The organism is Dorea sp. Marseille-P4042 (assembly GCF_900290215.1).
Classification (GTDB): domain Bacteria; phylum Bacillota; class Clostridia; order Lachnospirales; family Lachnospiraceae; genus Dorea; species Dorea formicigenerans.
In genome coordinates, this window is record NZ_OLMI01000001.1 from 77,238 (window position 1) to 97,120 (window position 19,883).

At 39.8% G+C, this 19,883-nt stretch carries 21 protein-coding genes, 4 tRNA genes, 1 pseudogene, 1 riboswitch and 1 other annotated feature; all 26 genes and pseudogenes read left to right on the forward strand.

Annotation, left to right across the window (positions count from 1 at the left end; all coding sequences use genetic code 11):
- Nucleotides 1-149 precede the first annotated feature (149 nt).
- A complete protein-coding gene (gene gdhA / locus C7E02_RS00340; RefSeq protein WP_005339209.1) occupies nt 150-1,484 on the forward strand; it encodes an NADP-specific glutamate dehydrogenase in 1,335 nt (444 codons plus the stop codon).
- Between the two features lie 240 nt (nt 1,485-1,724).
- On the forward strand, nt 1,725-2,021 hold the full coding sequence (locus tag C7E02_RS00345) for a hypothetical protein (RefSeq protein WP_005339212.1): 297 nt from the start codon (nt 1,725-1,727) through the stop codon (nt 2,019-2,021).
- A 15-nt stretch (nt 2,022-2,036) separates the two neighbouring features.
- A complete protein-coding gene (locus C7E02_RS00350) occupies nt 2,037-2,318 on the forward strand; it encodes a hypothetical protein (protein ID WP_029732576.1) in 282 nt (93 codons plus the stop codon).
- Nucleotides 2,315-2,446, forward strand: a complete 132-nt coding sequence (locus C7E02_RS20020) for a hypothetical protein (RefSeq protein WP_005331475.1) — start codon at nt 2,315-2,317, stop codon at nt 2,444-2,446. Before C7E02_RS00350 ends, C7E02_RS20020 begins: the two co-directional genes overlap by 4 nt.
- Before the next feature lie 11 nt (nt 2,447-2,457).
- The gene (locus C7E02_RS00355) at nt 2,458-3,840 is read left to right on the forward strand and encodes an APC family permease (RefSeq protein ID WP_105308519.1); all 1,383 of its coding nucleotides are present in this window, start codon (nt 2,458-2,460) and stop codon (nt 3,838-3,840) included.
- Between the two features lie 137 nt (nt 3,841-3,977).
- A complete protein-coding gene (gene ftsH / locus C7E02_RS00360; protein ID WP_029732575.1) occupies nt 3,978-5,795 on the forward strand; it encodes an ATP-dependent zinc metalloprotease FtsH in 1,818 nt (605 codons plus the stop codon).
- A gap of 269 nt (nt 5,796-6,064) precedes the next feature.
- Nucleotides 6,065-6,138: transfer RNA gene (locus tag C7E02_RS00365), tRNA-Met, on the forward strand.
- A gap of 93 nt (nt 6,139-6,231) precedes the next feature.
- Nucleotides 6,232-6,307, forward strand: a riboswitch (cyclic di-GMP riboswitch).
- Between the two features lie 129 nt (nt 6,308-6,436).
- Nucleotides 6,437-6,736 carry a hypothetical protein gene (locus C7E02_RS00370; RefSeq protein ID WP_242978712.1) on the forward strand — a complete coding sequence of 100 codons (300 nt, stop codon included), beginning with the start codon at nt 6,437-6,439 and terminating at the stop codon, nt 6,734-6,736.
- Nucleotides 6,726-7,076 (forward strand): annotated as a pseudogene (locus tag C7E02_RS00375) (response regulator); the annotation flags it as partial. The gene C7E02_RS00370 and the pseudogene C7E02_RS00375, both read left to right, overlap by 11 nt.
- A 37-nt stretch (nt 7,077-7,113) precedes the next feature.
- Nucleotides 7,114-7,617, forward strand: coding sequence for a flavodoxin family protein BilS (bilS, locus tag C7E02_RS00380; RefSeq protein ID WP_005331472.1), 504 nt, complete (start codon nt 7,114-7,116; stop codon nt 7,615-7,617).
- 71 nt (nt 7,618-7,688) lie between these two features.
- Nucleotides 7,689-7,761 (forward strand) — tRNA-Val (locus C7E02_RS00385).
- Between the two features lie 17 nt (nt 7,762-7,778).
- A tRNA-Met gene (locus C7E02_RS00390) sits at nt 7,779-7,852 on the forward strand.
- A gap of 19 nt (nt 7,853-7,871) precedes the next feature.
- On the forward strand, nt 7,872-8,477 hold the full coding sequence (locus tag C7E02_RS00395) for a WYL domain-containing protein (protein ID WP_105308521.1): 606 nt from the start codon (nt 7,872-7,874) through the stop codon (nt 8,475-8,477).
- Nucleotides 8,478-8,540: 63 nt separating this feature from the next.
- Nucleotides 8,541-9,290 (forward strand): GNAT family N-acetyltransferase, encoded by a 750-nt coding sequence (locus C7E02_RS00400; protein ID WP_105308522.1) that lies wholly within the window; start codon nt 8,541-8,543, stop codon nt 9,288-9,290.
- Between the two features lie 11 nt (nt 9,291-9,301).
- Nucleotides 9,302-10,183 carry an SPL family radical SAM protein gene (locus C7E02_RS00405; RefSeq protein ID WP_005339226.1) on the forward strand — a complete coding sequence of 294 codons (882 nt, stop codon included), beginning with the start codon at nt 9,302-9,304 and terminating at the stop codon, nt 10,181-10,183.
- Nucleotides 10,184-10,467: 284 nt separating this feature from the next.
- Nucleotides 10,468-11,037: a 2-C-methyl-D-erythritol 2,4-cyclodiphosphate synthase gene (gene ispF, locus C7E02_RS00410; RefSeq protein ID WP_105308523.1), complete on the forward strand. Its 570-nt coding sequence runs from the start codon at nt 10,468-10,470 to the stop codon at nt 11,035-11,037.
- An 88-nt stretch (nt 11,038-11,125) separates the two neighbouring features.
- The gene (locus tag C7E02_RS00415; protein WP_029731667.1) at nt 11,126-12,148 is read left to right on the forward strand and encodes a GNAT family N-acetyltransferase; all 1,023 of its coding nucleotides are present in this window, start codon (nt 11,126-11,128) and stop codon (nt 12,146-12,148) included.
- A gap of 162 nt (nt 12,149-12,310) precedes the next feature.
- Entirely contained in the window at nt 12,311-12,886 is a 576-nt protein-coding gene (locus tag C7E02_RS00420; protein WP_005331468.1) for a DUF4234 domain-containing protein, read from the forward strand.
- Nucleotides 12,887-12,937: 51 nt separating this feature from the next.
- Nucleotides 12,938-13,188 (forward strand) — a binding site (T-box leader).
- Nucleotides 13,189-13,447: 259 nt separating this feature from the next.
- A complete protein-coding gene (cysE, locus tag C7E02_RS00425; RefSeq protein ID WP_005339233.1) occupies nt 13,448-14,140 on the forward strand; it encodes a serine O-acetyltransferase in 693 nt (230 codons plus the stop codon).
- A gap of 2 nt (nt 14,141-14,142) precedes the next feature.
- Entirely contained in the window at nt 14,143-15,549 is a 1,407-nt protein-coding gene (cysS, locus tag C7E02_RS00430) for a cysteine--tRNA ligase (RefSeq protein WP_005339235.1), read from the forward strand.
- Nucleotides 15,534-15,998, forward strand: a complete 465-nt coding sequence (locus tag C7E02_RS00435; protein ID WP_005331457.1) for a Mini-ribonuclease 3 — start codon at nt 15,534-15,536, stop codon at nt 15,996-15,998. The genes cysS and C7E02_RS00435 overlap by 16 nt, the downstream gene beginning before the upstream one ends.
- Before the next feature lie 42 nt (nt 15,999-16,040).
- Nucleotides 16,041-16,799, forward strand: a complete 759-nt coding sequence (gene rlmB, locus C7E02_RS00440) for a 23S rRNA (guanosine(2251)-2'-O)-methyltransferase RlmB (protein ID WP_005331454.1) — start codon at nt 16,041-16,043, stop codon at nt 16,797-16,799.
- A gap of 2 nt (nt 16,800-16,801) precedes the next feature.
- Entirely contained in the window at nt 16,802-17,410 is a 609-nt protein-coding gene (gene sigH, locus C7E02_RS00445) for an RNA polymerase sporulation sigma factor SigH (RefSeq protein ID WP_005331453.1), read from the forward strand.
- A 95-nt stretch (nt 17,411-17,505) separates the two neighbouring features.
- Nucleotides 17,506-17,578 (forward strand) — tRNA-Thr (locus C7E02_RS00450).
- Nucleotides 17,579-17,727: 149 nt separating this feature from the next.
- On the forward strand, nt 17,728-19,089 hold the full coding sequence (locus C7E02_RS00455; protein ID WP_005339238.1) for an MATE family efflux transporter: 1,362 nt from the start codon (nt 17,728-17,730) through the stop codon (nt 19,087-19,089).
- A gap of 17 nt (nt 19,090-19,106) precedes the next feature.
- Nucleotides 19,107-19,847, forward strand: a complete 741-nt coding sequence (locus C7E02_RS00460; RefSeq protein WP_105308524.1) for an NUDIX domain-containing protein — start codon at nt 19,107-19,109, stop codon at nt 19,845-19,847.
- Nucleotides 19,848-19,883: the final 36 nt, after the last annotated feature.

Sequence of the window (19,883 nt, forward strand, 5' to 3'; positions counted from 1 at the left end):
TAAAATACTTTACAATATTAAAGGACAAAAGCGTCGAAGGAGAAGAACGGTTTTGCCGTCCTTCTTTTTTTTGAATAATGAATGCAAATAAATCAAGAAATATGGCGCTTTAAATTTCATAATAACATTTTTTCAGGAGGTACAAAGGTATGTCATATGTTGATGAAGTACTGGAAAAAGTAGTGGCAAAGAACCCTGCTGAGCCAGAATTCCACCAGGCAGTAAAAGAAGTATTGGAATCATTGAGAGTGGTAATCGAAGCAAACGAGGAGAAATTCAGAAAAGACGCTTTGCTTGAGAGACTGGTTGAGCCTGAGAGACAGATCAAATTCCGTGTTCCATGGGTAGACGATAATGGACAGGTTCAGGTAAATACAGGTTACCGTGTACAGTTCAACAGTTCAATCGGACCATACAAAGGAGGCTTACGCCTTCATCCTTCCGTAAACCTTGGAATCATCAAATTCCTTGGATTTGAGCAGGTATTCAAGAACTCACTGACAGGTCTTCCAATCGGAGGAGGAAAAGGTGGTTCTGATTTCGACCCTAAGGGAAAATCCGACAGAGAAGTTATGGCATTCTGCCAGAGCTTTATGACAGAACTTTGCAAATATATCGGTGCTGACACTGACGTTCCGGCCGGAGATATCGGAACAGGCGCAAGAGAGATTGGATATATGTTTGGTCAGTACAAGAGAATCCGCGGAGTATACGAAGGTGTACTTACAGGTAAAGGATTAAGTTACGGTGGATCTTTAGCAAGAACAGAAGCCACAGGTTATGGACTTCTGTATCTGACAGAGGAACTTCTGAAACTCAACGGAAAAGATATCAAGGGTATGACAGTTGCAGTATCCGGTTCCGGTAATGTTGCAATCTACGCAACACAGAAGGCTCAGGAGCTTGGAGCTAAGGTTGTTACAGTCAGCGATTCTACAGGCTGGGTATATGATCCAGAAGGAATTGATGTTGCAGCTCTGAAAGAAATTAAAGAAGTAAAACGCGCAAGACTGACAGAGTACAAGAACTATCGTCCGAACTCAGAGTATCATGAGGGACGTGGCGTATGGTCTGTAAAGGTAGATCTGGCTCTTCCATGTGCAACGCAGAACGAGCTTCACTTAGAGGATGCAAAACAGTTAGTAGCAAACGGTTGTGTAGCTGTATGCGAGGGTGCTAACATGCCTACTACATACGAGGCAACTGAGTATCTGCAGGAGAACGGTGTAATCTTTGCACCTGGAAAAGCAGCGAATGCCGGTGGTGTTGCTACATCTGCTCTTGAGATGTCACAGAACAGTGAGAGACTTAGCTGGACATTCGAGGAGGTTGATGCAAAACTGAAGAACATCATGGTAAATATCTGCCACAACATGGTAGATGCTGCAAAACGTTACGATATGGAAGGTAACTACGTAGCAGGAGCTAACATTGCAGGATTTGAGAAAGTTGTAGATGCTATGACAGCTCAGGGAATTGTATAAAAAACACTAAAATATTTGGAAAGTCCCGGATTTACGGGGCTTTCTTTTTGCATAACAGGAATTTTATTTCCTGTTATGCAAAAAGTCTCCGGCAGAATCAGTACTTTATGTTCAAAAGATTTTCCACTTATTAAAAAAGTAATTGAATTTTATGCAAAAAAGAGTATAATATAAACGACTAATGTTATCATGATAACATTGAAAAGCGTGCGGGAAATTTTATACAGAAAGGATGAAAAAATGGGATCAAAAATGGAAGTGTCTGAGGCGGAAATCCAGAAAGTCTACCACAGGGATTGCATTCTTCTGGCAGGGTTTGCAATATTTATGTGGTGTATTTTAAGTACGATATTACGACAGGCTTTACAGGTAGCGGGAGATTCGACTACAAGAACAATTATGATTTGTATTGCGTTGGTGACTGGAAGTGCATTGTCCCTCGGACTTTTTGCAGTTTACAGACACTTAAAAAGAAACAAAGATGTGATTTATAAAGAGGATCTTGAAAATTTGAAATTGCAGAAGAAAGATGCGTAGCAGGAGTGACAGAAGATGGAAAATAAAAAAGAAACGAAAAAAGAAAAAATAATGCAAGTGATAGATGTGTTTTTCGTAATGATCCTATGCTTTGTGGTTTTGCTTGTGACGATGCTTTTTCAAAATCTTGCAGGTGTCAAGGAGGCAGGAAAAGCATATGTGATCCAGGCATCTACACTGGTGCCGGTTGTAGTTGCGCTGGCAGCATATGTAACATTTCTTGTGAAAAGAAGCAAAAAAGATTTAAAGGAAATTATTGAACTGGAATATAGCGAAAAGGAGCAGGAACAGGTATGAGCATATGGACAATTATAAATATTGCAGCATGGGTATTATGTGCAGTATTTCTTTATTTGATTTTGAGTGATCTGATAAAAGTGGAAAAAAGGAACAGAGAAGAGAAAAAGCTTGAAAAGAAAGACTAAGAGGCATACTTATGGAGAAAGAAAAGACAAATGAAAAGAGTCAGGGACTTTCGAAAGTTCTTGGACCAATGCATATCTGGGCTCTTGGAGTAGGAATTGTACTTGTTGGAGAGTTCATGGGATGGAATTTTACGGTCGCAAAAGGAGGATCGATTGGTTCTGTTATTGCACTTTGGATGGTAGCCATGCTTTATGTCATGATTGTGATGATGAATACGGAGATGGGTTCTGTCATGCCGGAGGCAGGCGGACAGTATACAATGGCGAAATATATGCTTGGACCTTTAGCTGCATTTAACGTAGGGCTGATGCTTGTGCTGGAATATGCAATGCTGGAAGCAGCCGATGTTCTGGTCGTTGGACAGATACTTGAATCATTGAACCCGAATGTGAAAGCGCTGCCGTTTATCATATTAAGTCTGCTTGTGCTGACATATATGAATTACCGTGGTGTCTATGCAACCTTGACCCTGAATTTTGTGATTACGGCAGTTGCATTTGTGACGATATTTATTTTATTGTTTTCAACAAGTTTTTATGATCCACAGATGACTTTGATTAATTTGAAAAAAATGACAGATGGACTTCCATATGGTTATCTTGGAATTATTGCAGCCATGCAGTTTGCAGTCTGGTTTTTTCTGGGAATCGAAGGAGGAGCACTGGCGGCAGAAGAATGCAGGTCTACCAGCAGAGCTCTGCCACTGGGAACTATGATAGGTTTGTCTGTGCTGCTGATTGGTGCTACTACAACATGGTTTGTGTGCTCAGGTCTTGTCCCGGCAGAAAAGCTTGGTGAGTCTGCATATCCGTTGTATGACGCGGCATTGGCAACTGGAAAATTATATGTTATCATTGCATTGTTTGTTGGTACGATCATGGCGTGTCTGGCTTCAGCAAATGGCTGCATTAACGATGCAAGCAGAGCTTGGTTTGCAATGTCAAGAGATGGGCTGATCCCGCCTATATTTGCAAAGACACATCCGAAATATAAGACACCGTACCGGGCAACTGTATTTTTACTGCCGATATCTATGGCATTTGCATTTACAGGAATGTTGGATCAGGTTGTTACATTTTCTATATTTTCAGCGTTGATAGTATATGTGCTGACAGTGATCATGATGTTCCGGTTCCGGAAAATGTATCCCCTTGGAACGATTGAGCGTGGATATGTTGCACCAATCCATCCGGTACCTGCATTGATCGCAGCAGTGTTGATCGGTATAACGCTGCTGGGTATGTATCTGGGTTATTGGATAAATATACTAGGCGGAGTTGCTTTTTATTTCCTGGCATCTGTCTGGTTCTTGAAAAGGAGACTGAAGTTTATAGATAAATCACAGTTCTTAAAAGCCGGTACTCAGAAGTGGCCGAAACCGAAGGAATTATAATCGGAAGATTGTACTTTAATATTTTTATTTTACGAAATTCATACAATTTTCATAATATAAAACTGGAATAATCAGACAAAAACTGTTACCATATAAAAGAAAATTGAATTCGATATTGACAGAATGGAGGAATGATTATGGAACAAGTGAAACGGCCGAAAAAACCGTTGATGTTTTATTATACGATTGTGCTGATTATCCTGATATTATTTAACATTATTGCGATGCCTTACATAAAGGAAAAGCAGATCAAAGATGTAGATTATGGAACATTTATCTCTATGACCGAGAAAAAGGAGATAAAAAAAGTAGAATTGCAGCAACAGGATAATACGATCTTATTTACAGGAAAAGACGGGAAGACTATTTACAAAACGGCGATGGTCAATGATCCGGATCTGACGAAACGATTATATGAAGCGGATGTTTCTTTTTACGGAGAAGAAATTGATCAGTCATCTCCGATCCTGGTTAATATTTTATCCTGGGTGCTTCCAATCTTGTTTTTTGTGGCATTGGGAGAATACATGTCCAGAAAATTGATGAAGCGGGCTGGTGGGGAAAATGCCATGTCTTTCGGAATGGGAAAAAGCAGTGCGAAGATTTATGTGAAATCATCCGAGGGAATCCGTTTCCGTGATGTTGCAGGTGAAGATGAGGCGAAAGAGAATTTAAGCGAGATTGTAGAATATCTTCATAACCCGGCCAGATATAAAGAAATCGGAGCATCGATGCCGAAAGGAATTCTTCTTGTAGGACCTCCGGGAACAGGTAAGACGATGCTTGCAAAAGCAGTTGCCGGTGAGGCAAATGTTCCATTTTTCTCCATGTCCGGTTCTGAATTTGTAGAGATGTTCGTTGGTATGGGTGCATCAAAGGTGCGTGATCTGTTCCAACAGGCAAAAGAAAAAGCACCATGTATTGTGTTTATTGATGAGATAGATGCAATCGGTAAGAAGCGGGATGGACAGATAGGTGGAAATGATGAACGTGAGCAGACCTTGAATCAGTTGCTGACAGAGATGGATGGATTTGAAGACAACACGGGCGTGATCATTCTTGCGGCAACGAACCGTCCAGAATCCCTGGATCCGGCTCTTTTAAGACCGGGACGGTTCGACAGACGTGTGCCGGTAGAACTTCCTGATCTGAAAGGAAGAGAAGATATCCTGAAGGTTCATGCAAAAAAAATAAAAGTTGGTGATAATGTAGATTATAATAAAGTGGCACGTATGGCTTCCGGAGCTTCTGGAGCGGAACTTGCTAATATTGTAAATGAAGCAGCACTTCGTGCAGTTCGTGACAACCGTAAATTTGTAACGCAGGAAGATCTGGAGGAGAGTATTGAGGTTGTTATCGCCGGATATCAGAAGAAAAATGCGATCCTGACAGATAAAGAAAAGCGTATTGTGGCATATCATGAAATCGGGCATGCGCTTGTGGCTGCAAAACAGACTAATTCAGCTCCGGTACAGAAGATTACCATTGTTCCCAGAACGTCGGGGGCTCTTGGCTATACGATGCAGGTCGAGGAAGGCAATCATTATCTGATGACAAAAGAAGAAATCCTGAATAAGATCGCGACTCTTACAGGAGGAAGGGCAGCGGAAGAAATTGTGTTTGGTTCAGTCACGACGGGAGCTTCCAATGATATTGAACAGGCAACCAAGCTTGCAAGGGCTATGATCACAAGATATGGAATGACGTGTGATTTTGATATGGTTGCAATGGAAGTGCAGACGAATCAGTATCTGGGCGGAGATTCTTCCCTGACCTGTTCGGCAGAGACGCAGACAAAGATTGATGAGAAGGTTGTGGAAGTTGTTCGAAGTGAACACGAAAAAGCAGCTGGAATATTGATGGAGAACAGAGAAAAACTGGACGATCTGGCAAGGTATCTGTATGAGAAAGAAACGATTACAGGAGAAGAATTCATGAATATTTTAAACGCCTGATCAGGAAGAGGAGTAAATATACTCGGTGAGAATGTGCAGGAGTTCGGGAAAATATATCTACGAGGTAAAAACGGATTCCACGCACAGACTCACTTTTTCTTTTGATTATCTATTGGAACACCGGTATTTACTGATGCGAGGGACGGAATAAAAGATGGAATTTTTGCAAATGTAGAAAAAATTGAAAAATTTTAAAAAATATGTTGACGAAAGTAGAATCTTATTGTAAACTTAGTAGGCTGGTTCAAGAGAGCAGCGAATATAAATATGGCGGGATAGCTCAGTTGGCTAGAGCACGCGGTTCATACCCGCGGTGTCGCTGGTTCAAATCCAGTTCCCGCTACTTGGAAAGAGAATTCACATTGTGTGTTCTTTTTTTTATACTCTAACATAGAAAAATATGGACATGAGAAAATAAGAAGTGCTATAATTAAAATAATATTTTGGGCAAAACAGACGAAAGTCTGCGACGCAAAGCTATAGGACCTGTAAAATGGTAGCCAGTTGTAAAAAAAGAATGTACACTGTCTATTTTAGATGGTGTTTTTTATATAATCTGTTGATACGAAACTATTAGTAAAGATAATTCATGAATTAGTGGAAAACAATTTCACAAGGGAGAGCATATTGAAAAAGAAAAAATGGAACAGCTTCCGAATATCAATGTTGAATTTGTAGTAGGCAATAATGACCTGGATTTCTACAAGTTTCTTAAGGAAAACGGTGGATTTCCGGATATTATAACCTGCTGTCGTTTTTCGCTTCACGATGCAAGTCCTCTGAAAGACAGTCTGATGGATCTTTCTACAACTAACGTGGCAGGTGCTGTCTATGACACATATCTTAATAATTTTATGAATGAAGATGGAAGCGTAAACTGGCTTCCGGTGTGTGCGGATGCGCATGGCTTTGTAGTGAACAAAGACCTTTTTGAACAGTGAAATTGCGGTGGAGATCCTTAATGAATATGGCTTCCTGGTTGATACAGCAGAAGATGGAGCAGAGGCAGTGGAGAAGGTTAAGAATTCAACAGCAGCTGGCTATGATCTGGTGCTGATGGATGTGCAGATGCCTGTGATGAATGGATATGAGGCAACAAAGCAGATCCGTGCACTGGAGGATCCCAAATTGGCGGGAATTACAATTCTTGCTATGACTGCCAATGCTTTTGAGAAAGATAGAAAGAAAGCACTGGAATGTGGTATGGATGGATTTTTATCCAAGCCAATTGTTATTAAAGATTTGATTGATGCGTTACAACATAATCTGGAGAGAGTTTAGTACAGCAAAAATCAAACAAAGAAGGAGACGATGAGATATGGAACAAGAAAATTATTCAATCGTATTCAGTAGTTCAACTGGTAATACAAAGAAGCTGGCTGATGCAGTCTATGAAATATTGCCAAAAGATAAGTGTGATTATTTTGGGGAGAATGATTCAAAGATCCCTCCATCCGATTTGTTGTATATCGGATTTTGGACTGACAAAGGGAGTGCGGATACCAAGACATTAGAATTATTAGCGAAACTAAAAAACAAGAAGATTTTTCTGTTTGGAACGGCTGGGTTCGGTGGAAGTGATGTATATTTTGAAAAGATCCTCGGACAAGTCAAACAATCCATTGATTCAAGCAATGCTGTTATTGGAGAGTATATGTGCCAGGGAAAAATGCCACAATCTGTGCGTGAACGATATGTAAAGATGAAAGAAAATCCGGAACATCCAGCGAATCTTGATATGTTGATCGCAAATTTTGACTGTGCATTGTCACATCCTGATATGGACGATCTGGAAAAATTAAAAAAGATAATAAAAAAATAAAAAAAGTTATTGACAATACTCACTATATTGATGTATACTAACGAAGTCGGTTCGAGAGAGCCACAAGATATGGGATCATAGCTCAGCTGGGAGAGCATCTGCCTTACAAGCAGAGGGTCATAGGTTCGAGCCCTATTGGTCCCATATATACCTCAATATATGGCGGGATAGCTCAGTTGGCTAGAGCACGCGGTTCATACCCGCGGTGTCGCTGGTTCAAATCCAGTTCCCGCTACTTGTGTAAGAAAAGGAATTTGCAAAAGCAGATTTCTTTTTTTTGTATAAAAAGTGAAAATTGGCTTGAGGTTGATTTTTCACGCTGGGGGAATAAATCGCAAGATAATGCTATGTTTCAAAAGGTAAAGGAAGCAATCATATCACACAAAATGCTTTGTATTGTTTATGTGAATACTCGTGGAGAAGTGATTGAAAGAGTTATCTGTCCGCTTAAAATGGTGTATAAAGCGAAAAGCTGGTATATAAAAGCCTTTTGTATGAATAAGTCCGATTTCCGTATCTTTAAATTGACACGTATTATACAAGCAAGGATTATGGAAAAATTTTTTAATCCTATGGAATTTCCACAAGAAGAAAAAAAGGAAATAAAAGCAAATTGTGAAAATATTATACTGCGTTTTCCTCAAGAAATGGCTTATCGGATTTATGATGAATTTGAAGTTGATGAAATCAATCAAGACGATAATGGTGATTTTATAATTTCCGCTACAATGCCTATAGATGAATGGCTGATTGGTTATCTTCTTTCTTTTGGTTCAAAGGTTTGTATCATAGAACCAAAGTATTTAAAAAAAATTGTCTACAATGAAGCAAAAAAAATATGCGAACAAAATAAACCATGACATATGTTGTCAAGGTTATTGTGATATAATACAGATGAAAAAATATTAAGGGGTGAACTATTTATGAATGAAACATTTATGAACTTAACGTTGGATAATCTGGACACAGAACATATATGTTGTGCAATTTCGGATAAAAAACATCAAGTTGGAGTATCAGTAAAAAAGCAATGGCTTAAGAAACGAATTGAAGAAGGTCATATTTTCCGTAAACTTGATAAAAAAGGAAAAGTATTTATTGAATATGCTCCGATAGAAACAGCATGGGTTCCTGTTTCTGGAGAAAACTATCTGTATATTTACTGCCTTTGGGTATCTGGCTCTTTTAAGGGAAAAGGATATGCAAAATCTTTACTTGAATATTGTATTCATGACGCAAAGGAAACTGGGAAATCAGGTGTATGCGTTTTCAGTTCAAAAAAGAAAAAGCCTTTTTTATCTGATAAGAAGTTTTTTCTGAAATATGGTTTTGAAGTGGTAGATACGGTTGGGAATGATTATGAGTTATTGTCATTGTCTTTTGATGGGAATAAGCCTTGTTTTTCTGAAAACGCAAAAAAAATGACAATAGAGCAAAAGGAGCTGACAATCTATTATGGATTACAGTGTCCATATATTCCTAATTGCATTGAACAAGTACAGGAATACTGTAATAAAAATAATATACCATTAAATCTAATTGCTGTAGATACTTTAGAAAAAGCTAAAAATGTTCCTTGTATTTTCAATAATTGGGCTGTATTTTATAACGGTGATTTTGTGACTAATCATCTTTTGAATGAAACTTTTTTAAAAAAGAAATTTCAATTATAAAGGTATAGTTTATGCACTTAAAAAAAGTGAAAGGGATTTTATCTTCATCAAATGGAATGAACCTATATCGAGGTTGTACGCACGGCTGTATATATTGTGACTCAAGAAGCAAATGTTACCACATGGAACATGCTTTTGAAGATGTTGAAGTCAAAGAAAATGCTATTATCCTTTTAGAAAATACTTTAAAAAGAAAACGATTAAAATGTATGTTGAGCACTGGTTCTATGACAGATCCTTATATTCCGCTTGAAGATGAATTTAGTAGTGTCAGAAAAGCATTATCGTTAGCATATAAGTACGGTTTTGGTTTTACTCTGATAACAAAATCTAATCGTGTATTAAAGGATTTAGATTTATTAAAGGCTATCAATGAAAAAACAAAATGTGTAGTACAAATGACATTAACGACTTATGATGAGGATTTATGCAAAAAAATTGAACCAAATGTCAGCACAACAAAAGAAAGAGTTGAAGCTCTAAAAAAACTACATGATGCTGGTATTCCCACAGTTGTCTGGCTTTGCCCTATTCTGCCTTTTATCAATGATACAGAAGATAATATTAAAGGAATTTTAAATTATTGTATTGAAGCAAAAGTTTATGGTGTTATCTGCTTCGGAATGGGACTAACGCTTCGTGAGGGAAATAGAGAATATTTTTATAGTCAGTTAGACAGATTATTTCCGTATTTGAAAGATAAATATATACAAACTTATGGTATGCAGTATCAGATAAACAGTCCAAATAATGCGATATTGATGAAACTTTTTCATCAAATATGTGAAGATAACGGGATAGTACATGATAACAAAATTATCTTTGAATATTTAAGCAAATTTGAAGAGAAAAGCAAAGGTATTCAGCTAAAGTTATTTGATGACATATTATAGAATAATTGTTCTTGTGAAATTTATTATGAAAGTTGTTGATATTATGGGAAAATATTAGTTGCAGAATTTACAGATAAAGAAGAACAGATTTTTAATCAGCTCGTAGAATGGCTGTCAAATACTTTGTGTACTGCACCTGTTTTTTTAAGCAAAGAAATTGCATTTTCTATTATGCAAAAAAACTCTGGCTATAGTGGCCTTTCGTTGACTCTGAATATTCTCTCATGTATAATAAAAAAGGCATTGACAACGGAGAATGAAAAAAGTTTTGTGGAGGAATTAAAATGCGAGTTGGTTTGGGATACGATGTTCACAAATTAGTAGAAGGAAGAGATCTGATTATCGGAGGTGTCCAGATACCGTATGAGAAAGGTCTTTTGGGACATTCGGATGCGGATGTGCTTCTCCATGCGATTATGGATGCCCTTCTCGGAGCAGCAGCGCTTGGAGATATTGGGAAGCATTTTCCGGATACAGACTCAAAATATAAAGGAATTTCCAGTATAAAGCTTCTGGAGTATGTACGGGAGCTGATTGATGATGAGCTGTATGTGGTTGGAAATATTGATGCGACAATCATTGCACAGCGTCCGAAGCTGGCACCTTATATTGAGCAGATGAAAAAAAATATTGCAGATGCCCTTGCAATTGAAGTAAGTCAGGTGAATATTAAGGCAACTACAGAGGAAGGACTTGGATTTACCGGAAGCGGAGAAGGTATTTCGGCGCAGGCAATTGCGTCACTTGAGACGATTGTGAATTACAGTTACGGTGTCGGTCCGGCAGATGTAAGTTCTGGTTGTGCAGGCAGTTGTGGCGGATGTACGGGCTGTAGTGGATGCCAGAATCCGTAGGTATCATAGTTGTGTGCTTTTGAGCCCAACATCTATATAATCTGGAATTATAAAGTAAAATGTACAGTGTGGCTGGAGGAAAGGACATATGAAAATTGAAAAGCTGGAAGTTTCACAGCATTTAGATACGAGAAAGCTTTATGAAGAGGTGTTTTCAAAAGACGAGAAAAGCTTTGTAGATTATTATTATCAGGAGAAGACAAAGGACAACATCATTTATGTTGTCCGGGAAGACGATGATATTCAGGCTATGCTGCATTTAAATCCATATACACTGATGGTCAATGGAACTGAAAAGGAATCCTATTATATTGTGGCAGTTGCAACGAGAAAGGAATACCGTGGCAGAAGGTATATGGCCGGACTTTTAAGAGAGTCTCTTTTGGATATGTACCAGGCCGGTGTAACATTTACTTATCTGATGCCGGCAGCGGAGGCTATTTATCTGCCACATGATTTCCGGACGATGTATGAACAGAATATTGAATATTATGCTCCGGAGGAGAAGCTGGCGGAAAGTATTACTGTACAGGCGGCTGAAGACAAAGATTGTGATGAAATTGCAGCCTGGGCACAGAAAGAACTGGCGGGGAAATATCAGGTTTACGCCAAGCGTGATAAGAATTATTATGAACGATTACTGAAAGAGCTGGCATGTGAAGATGGAAAGCTTATCATCTACAGAAAAGATGGACAGATTGTTGATGTAAGACCATATTATGAAGAATCTAAAGAGACGGAAGAAGCGGAAAAACAAGAGGCAAAACCGAAGATTATGATTCGGATCGTTGATGTCAGAAGAATGTTGATGTCGCTGAAGTTAAAAAGTCTTATGGCAGTCAGCTTTCAGGTTACAGACCCACTGATTCCGGAGAATAACCGTTACGTTACAATGACAGGAACGGAGTTTTCAGGACTGATGCTTATGGACGGAAAGCCAGAAACCAGTGAAGGTATTCTGCCGGTCAGTGCATTGGGAGAACTTGTCTTTGGTGCAAAAACGGTAGAAGAAATCAGTAAAGAAGAAGGAGTTTCCATGTCGGGACGAATGGAATCGGAGCTTGAAAAGATTATTCCACTTTCCAGGATTTATCTGAATGAAGTAGTTTGATTCAAGAACGCTATTGGCATTCTTGAATTCTGCAATAGACGAATACCGAAAACTATGTTATGATAAAAAATGATGTAGTCATCGTAAATATTGGCGGGCAAAGCATTATTTCACAAAAAGATTGCCCTGCATATTTATAGATTTACTTAGGAGGAATGAAAGATGAAATTTTGTCACAAATGTGGAGCTCAGTGTGAGGACGGAGCAAAGTTCTGTAAACAGTGTGGAGCAGCTTTAGCTGATGTGAATGCGAATCAAAGTCAGCAGACATACGAAGTACCACGACAGGCTCAGTATACAAGTGCAGATACGAATAATAGTCAGAATGCATATGGAAATCAGAATAATTATGGAAACCAGAATCAATATGGCGGCCCGGCAGGCGGCATGAATCAGAGATTCCCGGGAATCCAGGAGAGAAATATTGCGATTGCAGTCATTCTTTCGATTGTAACATGCGGACTCTATGGAATTTACTGGATGATCAAGCTGAATGACGAGGTTAATCAGATTTGTGGCGATACACAGGCGACAGGAGGCGGACTTGTATTTCTGTTCACGTTGATTACATGTGGAATCTATGGATGGTACTGGATGTACAAGATGGGTGAAAAATGCGATCAGATCAAGGGCGTGAATGGAAGTTCAGGAATCTTATATCTGATCCTTGGAATTTTCGGCCTCGGAATTGTAAGCTATTGTCTGATGCAGGATACAATTAATAAAGCAATTATGTAGAATCTGTGATTGACAAAATGTATTTTTTCACATATTATATATTCTAAACAGGCAAAGACCTAGAACGGAAAGAGTAACAGAATAAGAATCTGACAGAGAGAGAACGTCACCGGCTGAAAGCGTTCTTAAGAGGAATATCTGTGAAGTGCCTCCGGGAGTTGACTGGGCGAAGGATTTATCGGAATCTGGTAGTGCAGTACGTGGATACGCGTTAAGTATGAAAAGTGGAGATTGGTGTCTGCATAAGATCATAAGACAGAATCTCTAAAAGAGTGGAACCGCGGATATACTTCGTCTCTTATTATGAGAGACGAAGTTTTTTTATATATGATGCCAGGGTCAAAAGGTCTAAATCCACATGAGCTTGCTCATAAGTGGATGAAAGACCTTAGGACCCGCCCCAATATGAGCCTAAAAGTGGGATGACAATCCCACGATATGCGAATAATTGGGAGGATTGTGGGAGTGCAAAGCACGGAACAATCCGTAGGCATCATAGTTGGGGCTTTTGCCCCCAACATCTATATATTTGATCATTATATGTCAAGGGAGGAACTTAAAATGGGAGTTGTATCCTATGTCAAGGAAGAAATTCAGGTGATTCGTGAGCGGGATCCTGCAATCAAATCGAATATGGAAGTATTTTTATACCCTAGTTTTAAGGCAATTCTTCATTACAGAGTCGCACATAAATTATACAAAAAGGGACATTATGTTATGGCGCGCTGGATTTCTCAAAGAGCAGTCAGAAAGACAGGAATTGAAATCCATCCGGGTGCGACTATTGGAAAAGGTCTTTTTATTGACCACGGAAGTGGCGTTATCATTGGTGAGACGGCAGAACTTGGTGATAACATTACTTTGTATCAGGGGGTAACACTTGGCGGTACAGGAAAAGAGCAGGGAAAACGTCATCCGACGCTTGGAGATAATGTTATGGTCAGCGCAGGAGCAAAGGTTCTTGGATCATTTAAAATTGGCGAGAATTCAAAAATCGGAGCAGGATCCGTTGTGTTGAAAGAAGTACCGGCTAATTGTACAGTTGTTGGTGTCCCTGGAAGAATTGTAAAGCAGGATGGCGCAAAGATTCCACGTATGGATATGAACCAGGTAGATCTTCCGGACCCGATCAGCAATGACATCAAAGAGCTTCAGGTTGATAACCTGCGTATGCATAAAAAGCTTATGGAACTGGAAAATCAGTTAAAAATGGTTGCGCATGCCCAGTGCGCAAAAGAAGAGAAGGAGCAATAAAAATGAAGATTTATAATACAATGTCCAAGAAAAAAGAAGAATTTATACCACTTGAAGAAGGAAAAGTCCGCATGTATGTATGTGGACCTACTGTATACAACTTTATTCACATTGGTAATGCAAGACCGATGATCGTATTTGATACTGTCAGAAGATATTTCGAATATAAAGGATATGATGTAAATTATGTATCGAACTTCACGGATGTAGATGATAAGATTATTGCAAAGGCAAATGAAGAAGGTGTGACTGCTGAAGAGATTTCACAGCGTTACATTGAAGAATGTAAGAAAGATATGGCTGGCATGAATGTAAAGCCTGCAACAACAAATCCGCTTGCAACACAGGAAATTGAAGGTATGATTCAGTTGATCCAGACACTGATGGACAAGGGATATGCTTATGAAAAGAACGGTACTGTTTACTACAGAACCCGCCAGTTCAAAGAGTACGGTAAATTGTCCCACAAGAATCTGGATGATCTTCGCTCCGGAGAGCGCTCACTTCTTGTATCTGGTGCAGATGAGAAGGAAGATCCATTGGATTTTGTTCTCTGGAAACCGAAAAAAGAAGGAGAGCCATTCTGGAAATCCCCATGGAGTGACGGACGTCCGGGGTGGCATACAGAGTGTTCTGAGATGTCCAAGAAATATCTTGGAGAGCAGATAGATATTCATGCCGGTGGAGAAGATCTTGTATTCCCACATCATGAAAATGAGATTGCCCAAAGTGAGGCTGCCAATGGAAAGACATTTGCAAATTACTGGATGCACAATGCATTTTTAAATATTGACAATCGCAAGATGAGTAAGTCTCTCGGAAACTTCAGAACTGTCCGTGAGATCAGTGAGCAGTATGATCTTCAGGTGCTTCGTTTCTTTATGCTGAGCGCACACTATAGAAGTCCATTGAACTTCAGTGCTGAGCTTATGGAAGCAGCTAAGAGCAGTCTGGAGCGAATTGTAAATGCAGTAGATAACCTGAACTTCCTTATAAAAAATGCAAAGGATGAGCCGATGACTGCAGAGGAAGCAGAACTTTTCGCTCAGACAGATTCGTTTGTAAAAGCATTTGAAGATGCGATGGATGATGATTTTAATACAGCAGATGCAGTAGCTGCAATTTTTGAGCTTGTAAGATACAGCAACACCAATGCAGATGCCAAGAAGACAAAAGAGTATCTTGGAAAGATCAAAGACTTGATCGTGAAGCTTGCAGATGTTCTTGGTCTTATTGTAGAGAAGAAAGAAGAAATTCTGGCAGAGGATATTGAAAAACTTATTGAGGAGCGTCAGGCTGCAAGAAAAGCAAAGGACTTTGCAAGAGCAGATGCGATTCGTGATGAATTATTAGAAAAAGGTATCATTTTGAAAGATACAAGAGAAGGAGTACAATGGAAAAGAGCGTAGATTGGCAGTTTGACAGTTATATGCAGGAGATTTTCCAGATGAAAGAGGTGGATATCAGAGAATATTCACCTCTTGCTCTGGCTTATATTGGAGACTGCATTTTTGACCTTGTAATTAAATCTTTAGTGATGAATGAGGGAAATAAACAGGTTCAGAAAATGCATAAGGAAACCAGCTCTTATGTACAGGCATCTGCCCAGTCCAAAATGATGCGTACCATTCAGGAACATTTAACAGAAGAAGAGCATGGCATATACAAACGCGGAAGGAATGCCAAAAGTGTGTCTCCTGCAAAGAATCAATCCATCACAGACTACAGACGTGCTACGGGATTTGAAGCGTTGATGGGATATCTGTATCTGAAAAAGGACTGGAAACGACTGCTGGATTTGGTGAAGATCGGGCTTTGCAGTGTTTCTGACAGGTCCGCTTTAAAGGAAGAAGAATAGCTGGCAGCAGGATTTGAGTAAGTTTTGAAGAAGGAGAATTTCATGATAGAACACAAAGACAAACATGGAAATGAAAATATGATTGAGGGACGCAATGCGGTCTTAGAAGCATTTCGTTCCGGAAAACCAGTGGACAAATTATTTGTTCTGGACGGCTGCCAGGACGGCCCGGTGCGGACGATTGTACGTGAGGCAAAGAAGCATGATACTTTGGTTCAGTTTGTAGATAAAGAACGTCTGACACAGCTTTCGCAGACAGGAAGACATCAGGGAGTGATTGCTTATACAGCGGCTTATGAGTATGCACAGGTAGAGGATATGCTGGCACTGGCAAAAGAGCGGGGAGAGGATCCATTTCTTATTTTGCTGGACGATATTGAAGACCCACACAACCTGGGTGCGATTATCCGTACTGCAAATCTGGCAGGTGCGCATGGAGTCATTATTCCTAAACGAAGAGCGGTAGGACTGACGGCGACTGTGGCAAAGACATCGGCAGGAGCAATCAACTATACACCGGTTGCAAAAGTGACTAATCTGACTAAAACGATGAAAGAATTAAAAGAAAAAGGGCTTTGGTTCGTGTGTGCGGATATGGGTGGTGAGTCTATGTATAAGCTGAATCTGACAGGTCCGATCGGTCTTGTGATTGGAAATGAAGGAGAAGGTGTCAGCCGTCTTGTAAAAGAAACCTGTGATTTTGTTGCAAGCATTCCGATGAAAGGGGATATTGATTCCCTGAATGCATCTGTGGCAACCGGAGTTCTTGCATATGAGATTGTAAGACAGAGGCTTGGATAATTATGGACAGATATGAGAAGATGACAGATGAACAACTGATTCAGAAGCTGCGCGATGGAGACAACAGAATCGTAGATTATATTATGGAAAAATATAAAAATCTTGTACGAAAAGAAGCGAATGCTATGTATCTTCTTGGAGGAGAAAATGAAGATCTGATCCAGGAAGGTATGATCGGTCTTTTTAAAGCGGTGCAGAATTATGAGCCGGATCAGAATAGTTCATTTTTCAGCTTCGCAAAACTGTGTATTTCCAGACAGCTTTACTCCGCAATCGAGGCTTCCAGGAGAAAGAAACACAGTCCGTTAAATTCTTATGTTTCACTTTATGATATGACGGAGGAGAAAGAACCTCTGATCAATACGATGGAAGCACATAAAAACAGCAATCCGGAAGAACTATTAGTCAGCCAGGAATACGCAGAACTTCTGGAAAGTAAACTGGAAGAGAGCTTAAGTGATCTTGAGAACCGTGTACTTTATCTGCATCTTATGGGCACCGATTACCGCACGATAGCAAGGCTTCTAGACAAAAGTCCAAAGACGGTGGATAATGCCTTGCAAAGAATTAAAGCAAAGACGCAAAAGATTCTGGAAAAAGAGAAGTTATGAAAAACAGGAATGCTGAAAAATAGAAATACTCGATTAGGCATTGACAACAAGTGCCGGATATTGTATATTATTAACGTTGCATAGAACATATGCGCGCTGCCTTGGCTCAGTCGGTAGAGCGTCGCCTTGGTAAGGCGGAGGTCGGCGGTTCGATTCCGCTAGGCAGCTTGTTTAAATTAACCTCGTAAATTCGCGAAGAACGTGAGTTTACGGGGTTTTTACTATCTGACTTTTTAAAATCGTATGACTGCAGGGCAAAGAAGAGTATAGCTGAAAGAAGAATTTTGGGTGTTAGAAGAGAGGTGTAGAGAGAAAATATGAGTAAGAAAAGTACAGTGATGACAGAAGGGGCAATTTGGAAAGAAATTTTATTCTTCTCCATTCCGCTCATCTTGGGAAATTTATTTCAACAATTATATAATACAGTAGATTCTATTATTGTGGGAAACTGGATTGGGAGTGAGGCATTGGCAGCAGTCGGATCCAGTGGCGCGATTATCAATCTTCTGGTTGGATTCTGTATCGGTGCATCCGCAGGTGCCGGAGTCGTTGTTTCTCAGTTTTTTGGAGCCGGGAATCGTGAAGGAGTAAGGAAAGCAGTACATACGACACTTGCAATTGCCGTGGCAGCAGGAGCGATATTGACAGTGGCAGGGGTTATGACAACACCGATGATTTTGCGGGCAATGGACACACCGCAGGAAGTATTTGAACAATCATCACAGTATCTGCAGGTGTATTTTGGCGGAATATTTTTTTCTGTTATTTATAATATGTCAGCAGGAATTCTCAATGCAGTGGGAAATTCCAGACGGTCATTAATCTACTTGATTATTGCAGCGGTTTCCAATATATTTTTAGATATATTTTTTGTTGTGATTTTGAAAATGGGAATTATTGGAGCGGCTCTTGCAACAGATATCAGCCAGCTTTTATCCTGTATTTTTATTCTGGGATTTTTAATGAGAAGCCAGGAAAGTTATCATGTAAGACTACGTGATATTCGGTTTTATGATAATCTGCTTGGAAGGATTTTGAAGATCGGTCTGCCGACAGGATTTCAAAATATTGTTATATCCATTTCAAATGTTATTGTACAGTCCAGCGTCAATAGCTTTGGTGCAGTTGTAATGGCAGGCTATGCAGCTTATGTAAAAGTAGATGGATTCAATATTCTTCCGGTGCTGAGTTTCAGTATGGCGGCCAGTACATTTGCAGGTCAGAACGTAGGCGCAGGAAAATATGACCGCGTGAAGAAAGGAATGTGGGTATCAACAGGTATGGGCGTCGGATATACCATTATTTCCGGAATATTATTGTTAATTTTTGCGCCGCAGGTCATTGGAGTATTTTCTGGCAAACCAGATGTAGTCCAGTATGGAATTTATGTTATGAAGTTTTTCTGTCCGTTCTACTGGCTGCTTGGTTTCTTACATGTTATGGCAGGAACAGTCCGGGGAACAGGAAAGACATTTCAGACAATGGTTGTATTCCTTGTATCCTTATGTGTATGCAGAGTTATCTGGATTTGGGCGGTACTTCGAATCGACCACAAACTGTCTTATGTTATGACGGCATATCCGGTGACATGGCTGATCGGTGCAGTACTGATCGCACTCTATGTATGGAAGGGAAAATGGATGCCAGAGGCGTATTATCGAATGAAGAAAGAAGTATAGAAAGTGAGTGATGTATCATGACAGCTTTTTTAAATGATTTTAGCAAGTTTTACGGAACTGGTGAGAAAAATGAGGCGGGACAGAATCTGGAAGAATTCCTGGAACTGTATGATTCGAGAAAATATGAAACACCAAGCAATACGACAGATGCAGTCATATTTGCATATGAAGGGGAAAGCTGTGATTCTATTGACGGATTAAAGGTTCTTCTTGTAAAGAGAAGCAATCACCCAAGTATTGGTTACTGGGCACTGCCGGGCGGTTTTGCCAATATGCGGGAGAATTTAGATGAGACTGCAAGGCGTGAGCTGGAAGAAGAGACAGGTGTAAAGGGGCTTGTTATGGAACAGATTGCAACTTATGGGGATTATGACAGAGACCCGCGGACCCGCGTGATCACGACTGCATATATGGCGGTCGTTCCGGAAAATGCTGTGAAAGTACAGGCAGGTGATGACGCCGCGGATGCTGTGTGGTGTGAGGTGAATCTACAAGGAGTCAGCACAGAAGAAAGAGAGAATGATTTGAAATGCTATGAAGGCGCTGTGTCAGATCTGGAAAAACAGATGGAATATCACTATAAACTTCACGTGAAAAATGTAAGCAGAGGCTTGGATACAGAGGCAGAAGTTGTACAGACGATCCGTGGCGAGCTGGTGCGCGAGGAACATTTTCAGGTGGAAAAAGCAGGTGAGATTGCGGTCGACCACAGTGCAATTATTGTACAGGCAATTTTAACGCTCAAAAAACGTTTGTAATCTGTGCCGTCATAGGGTAAAATATTGAGTGATATG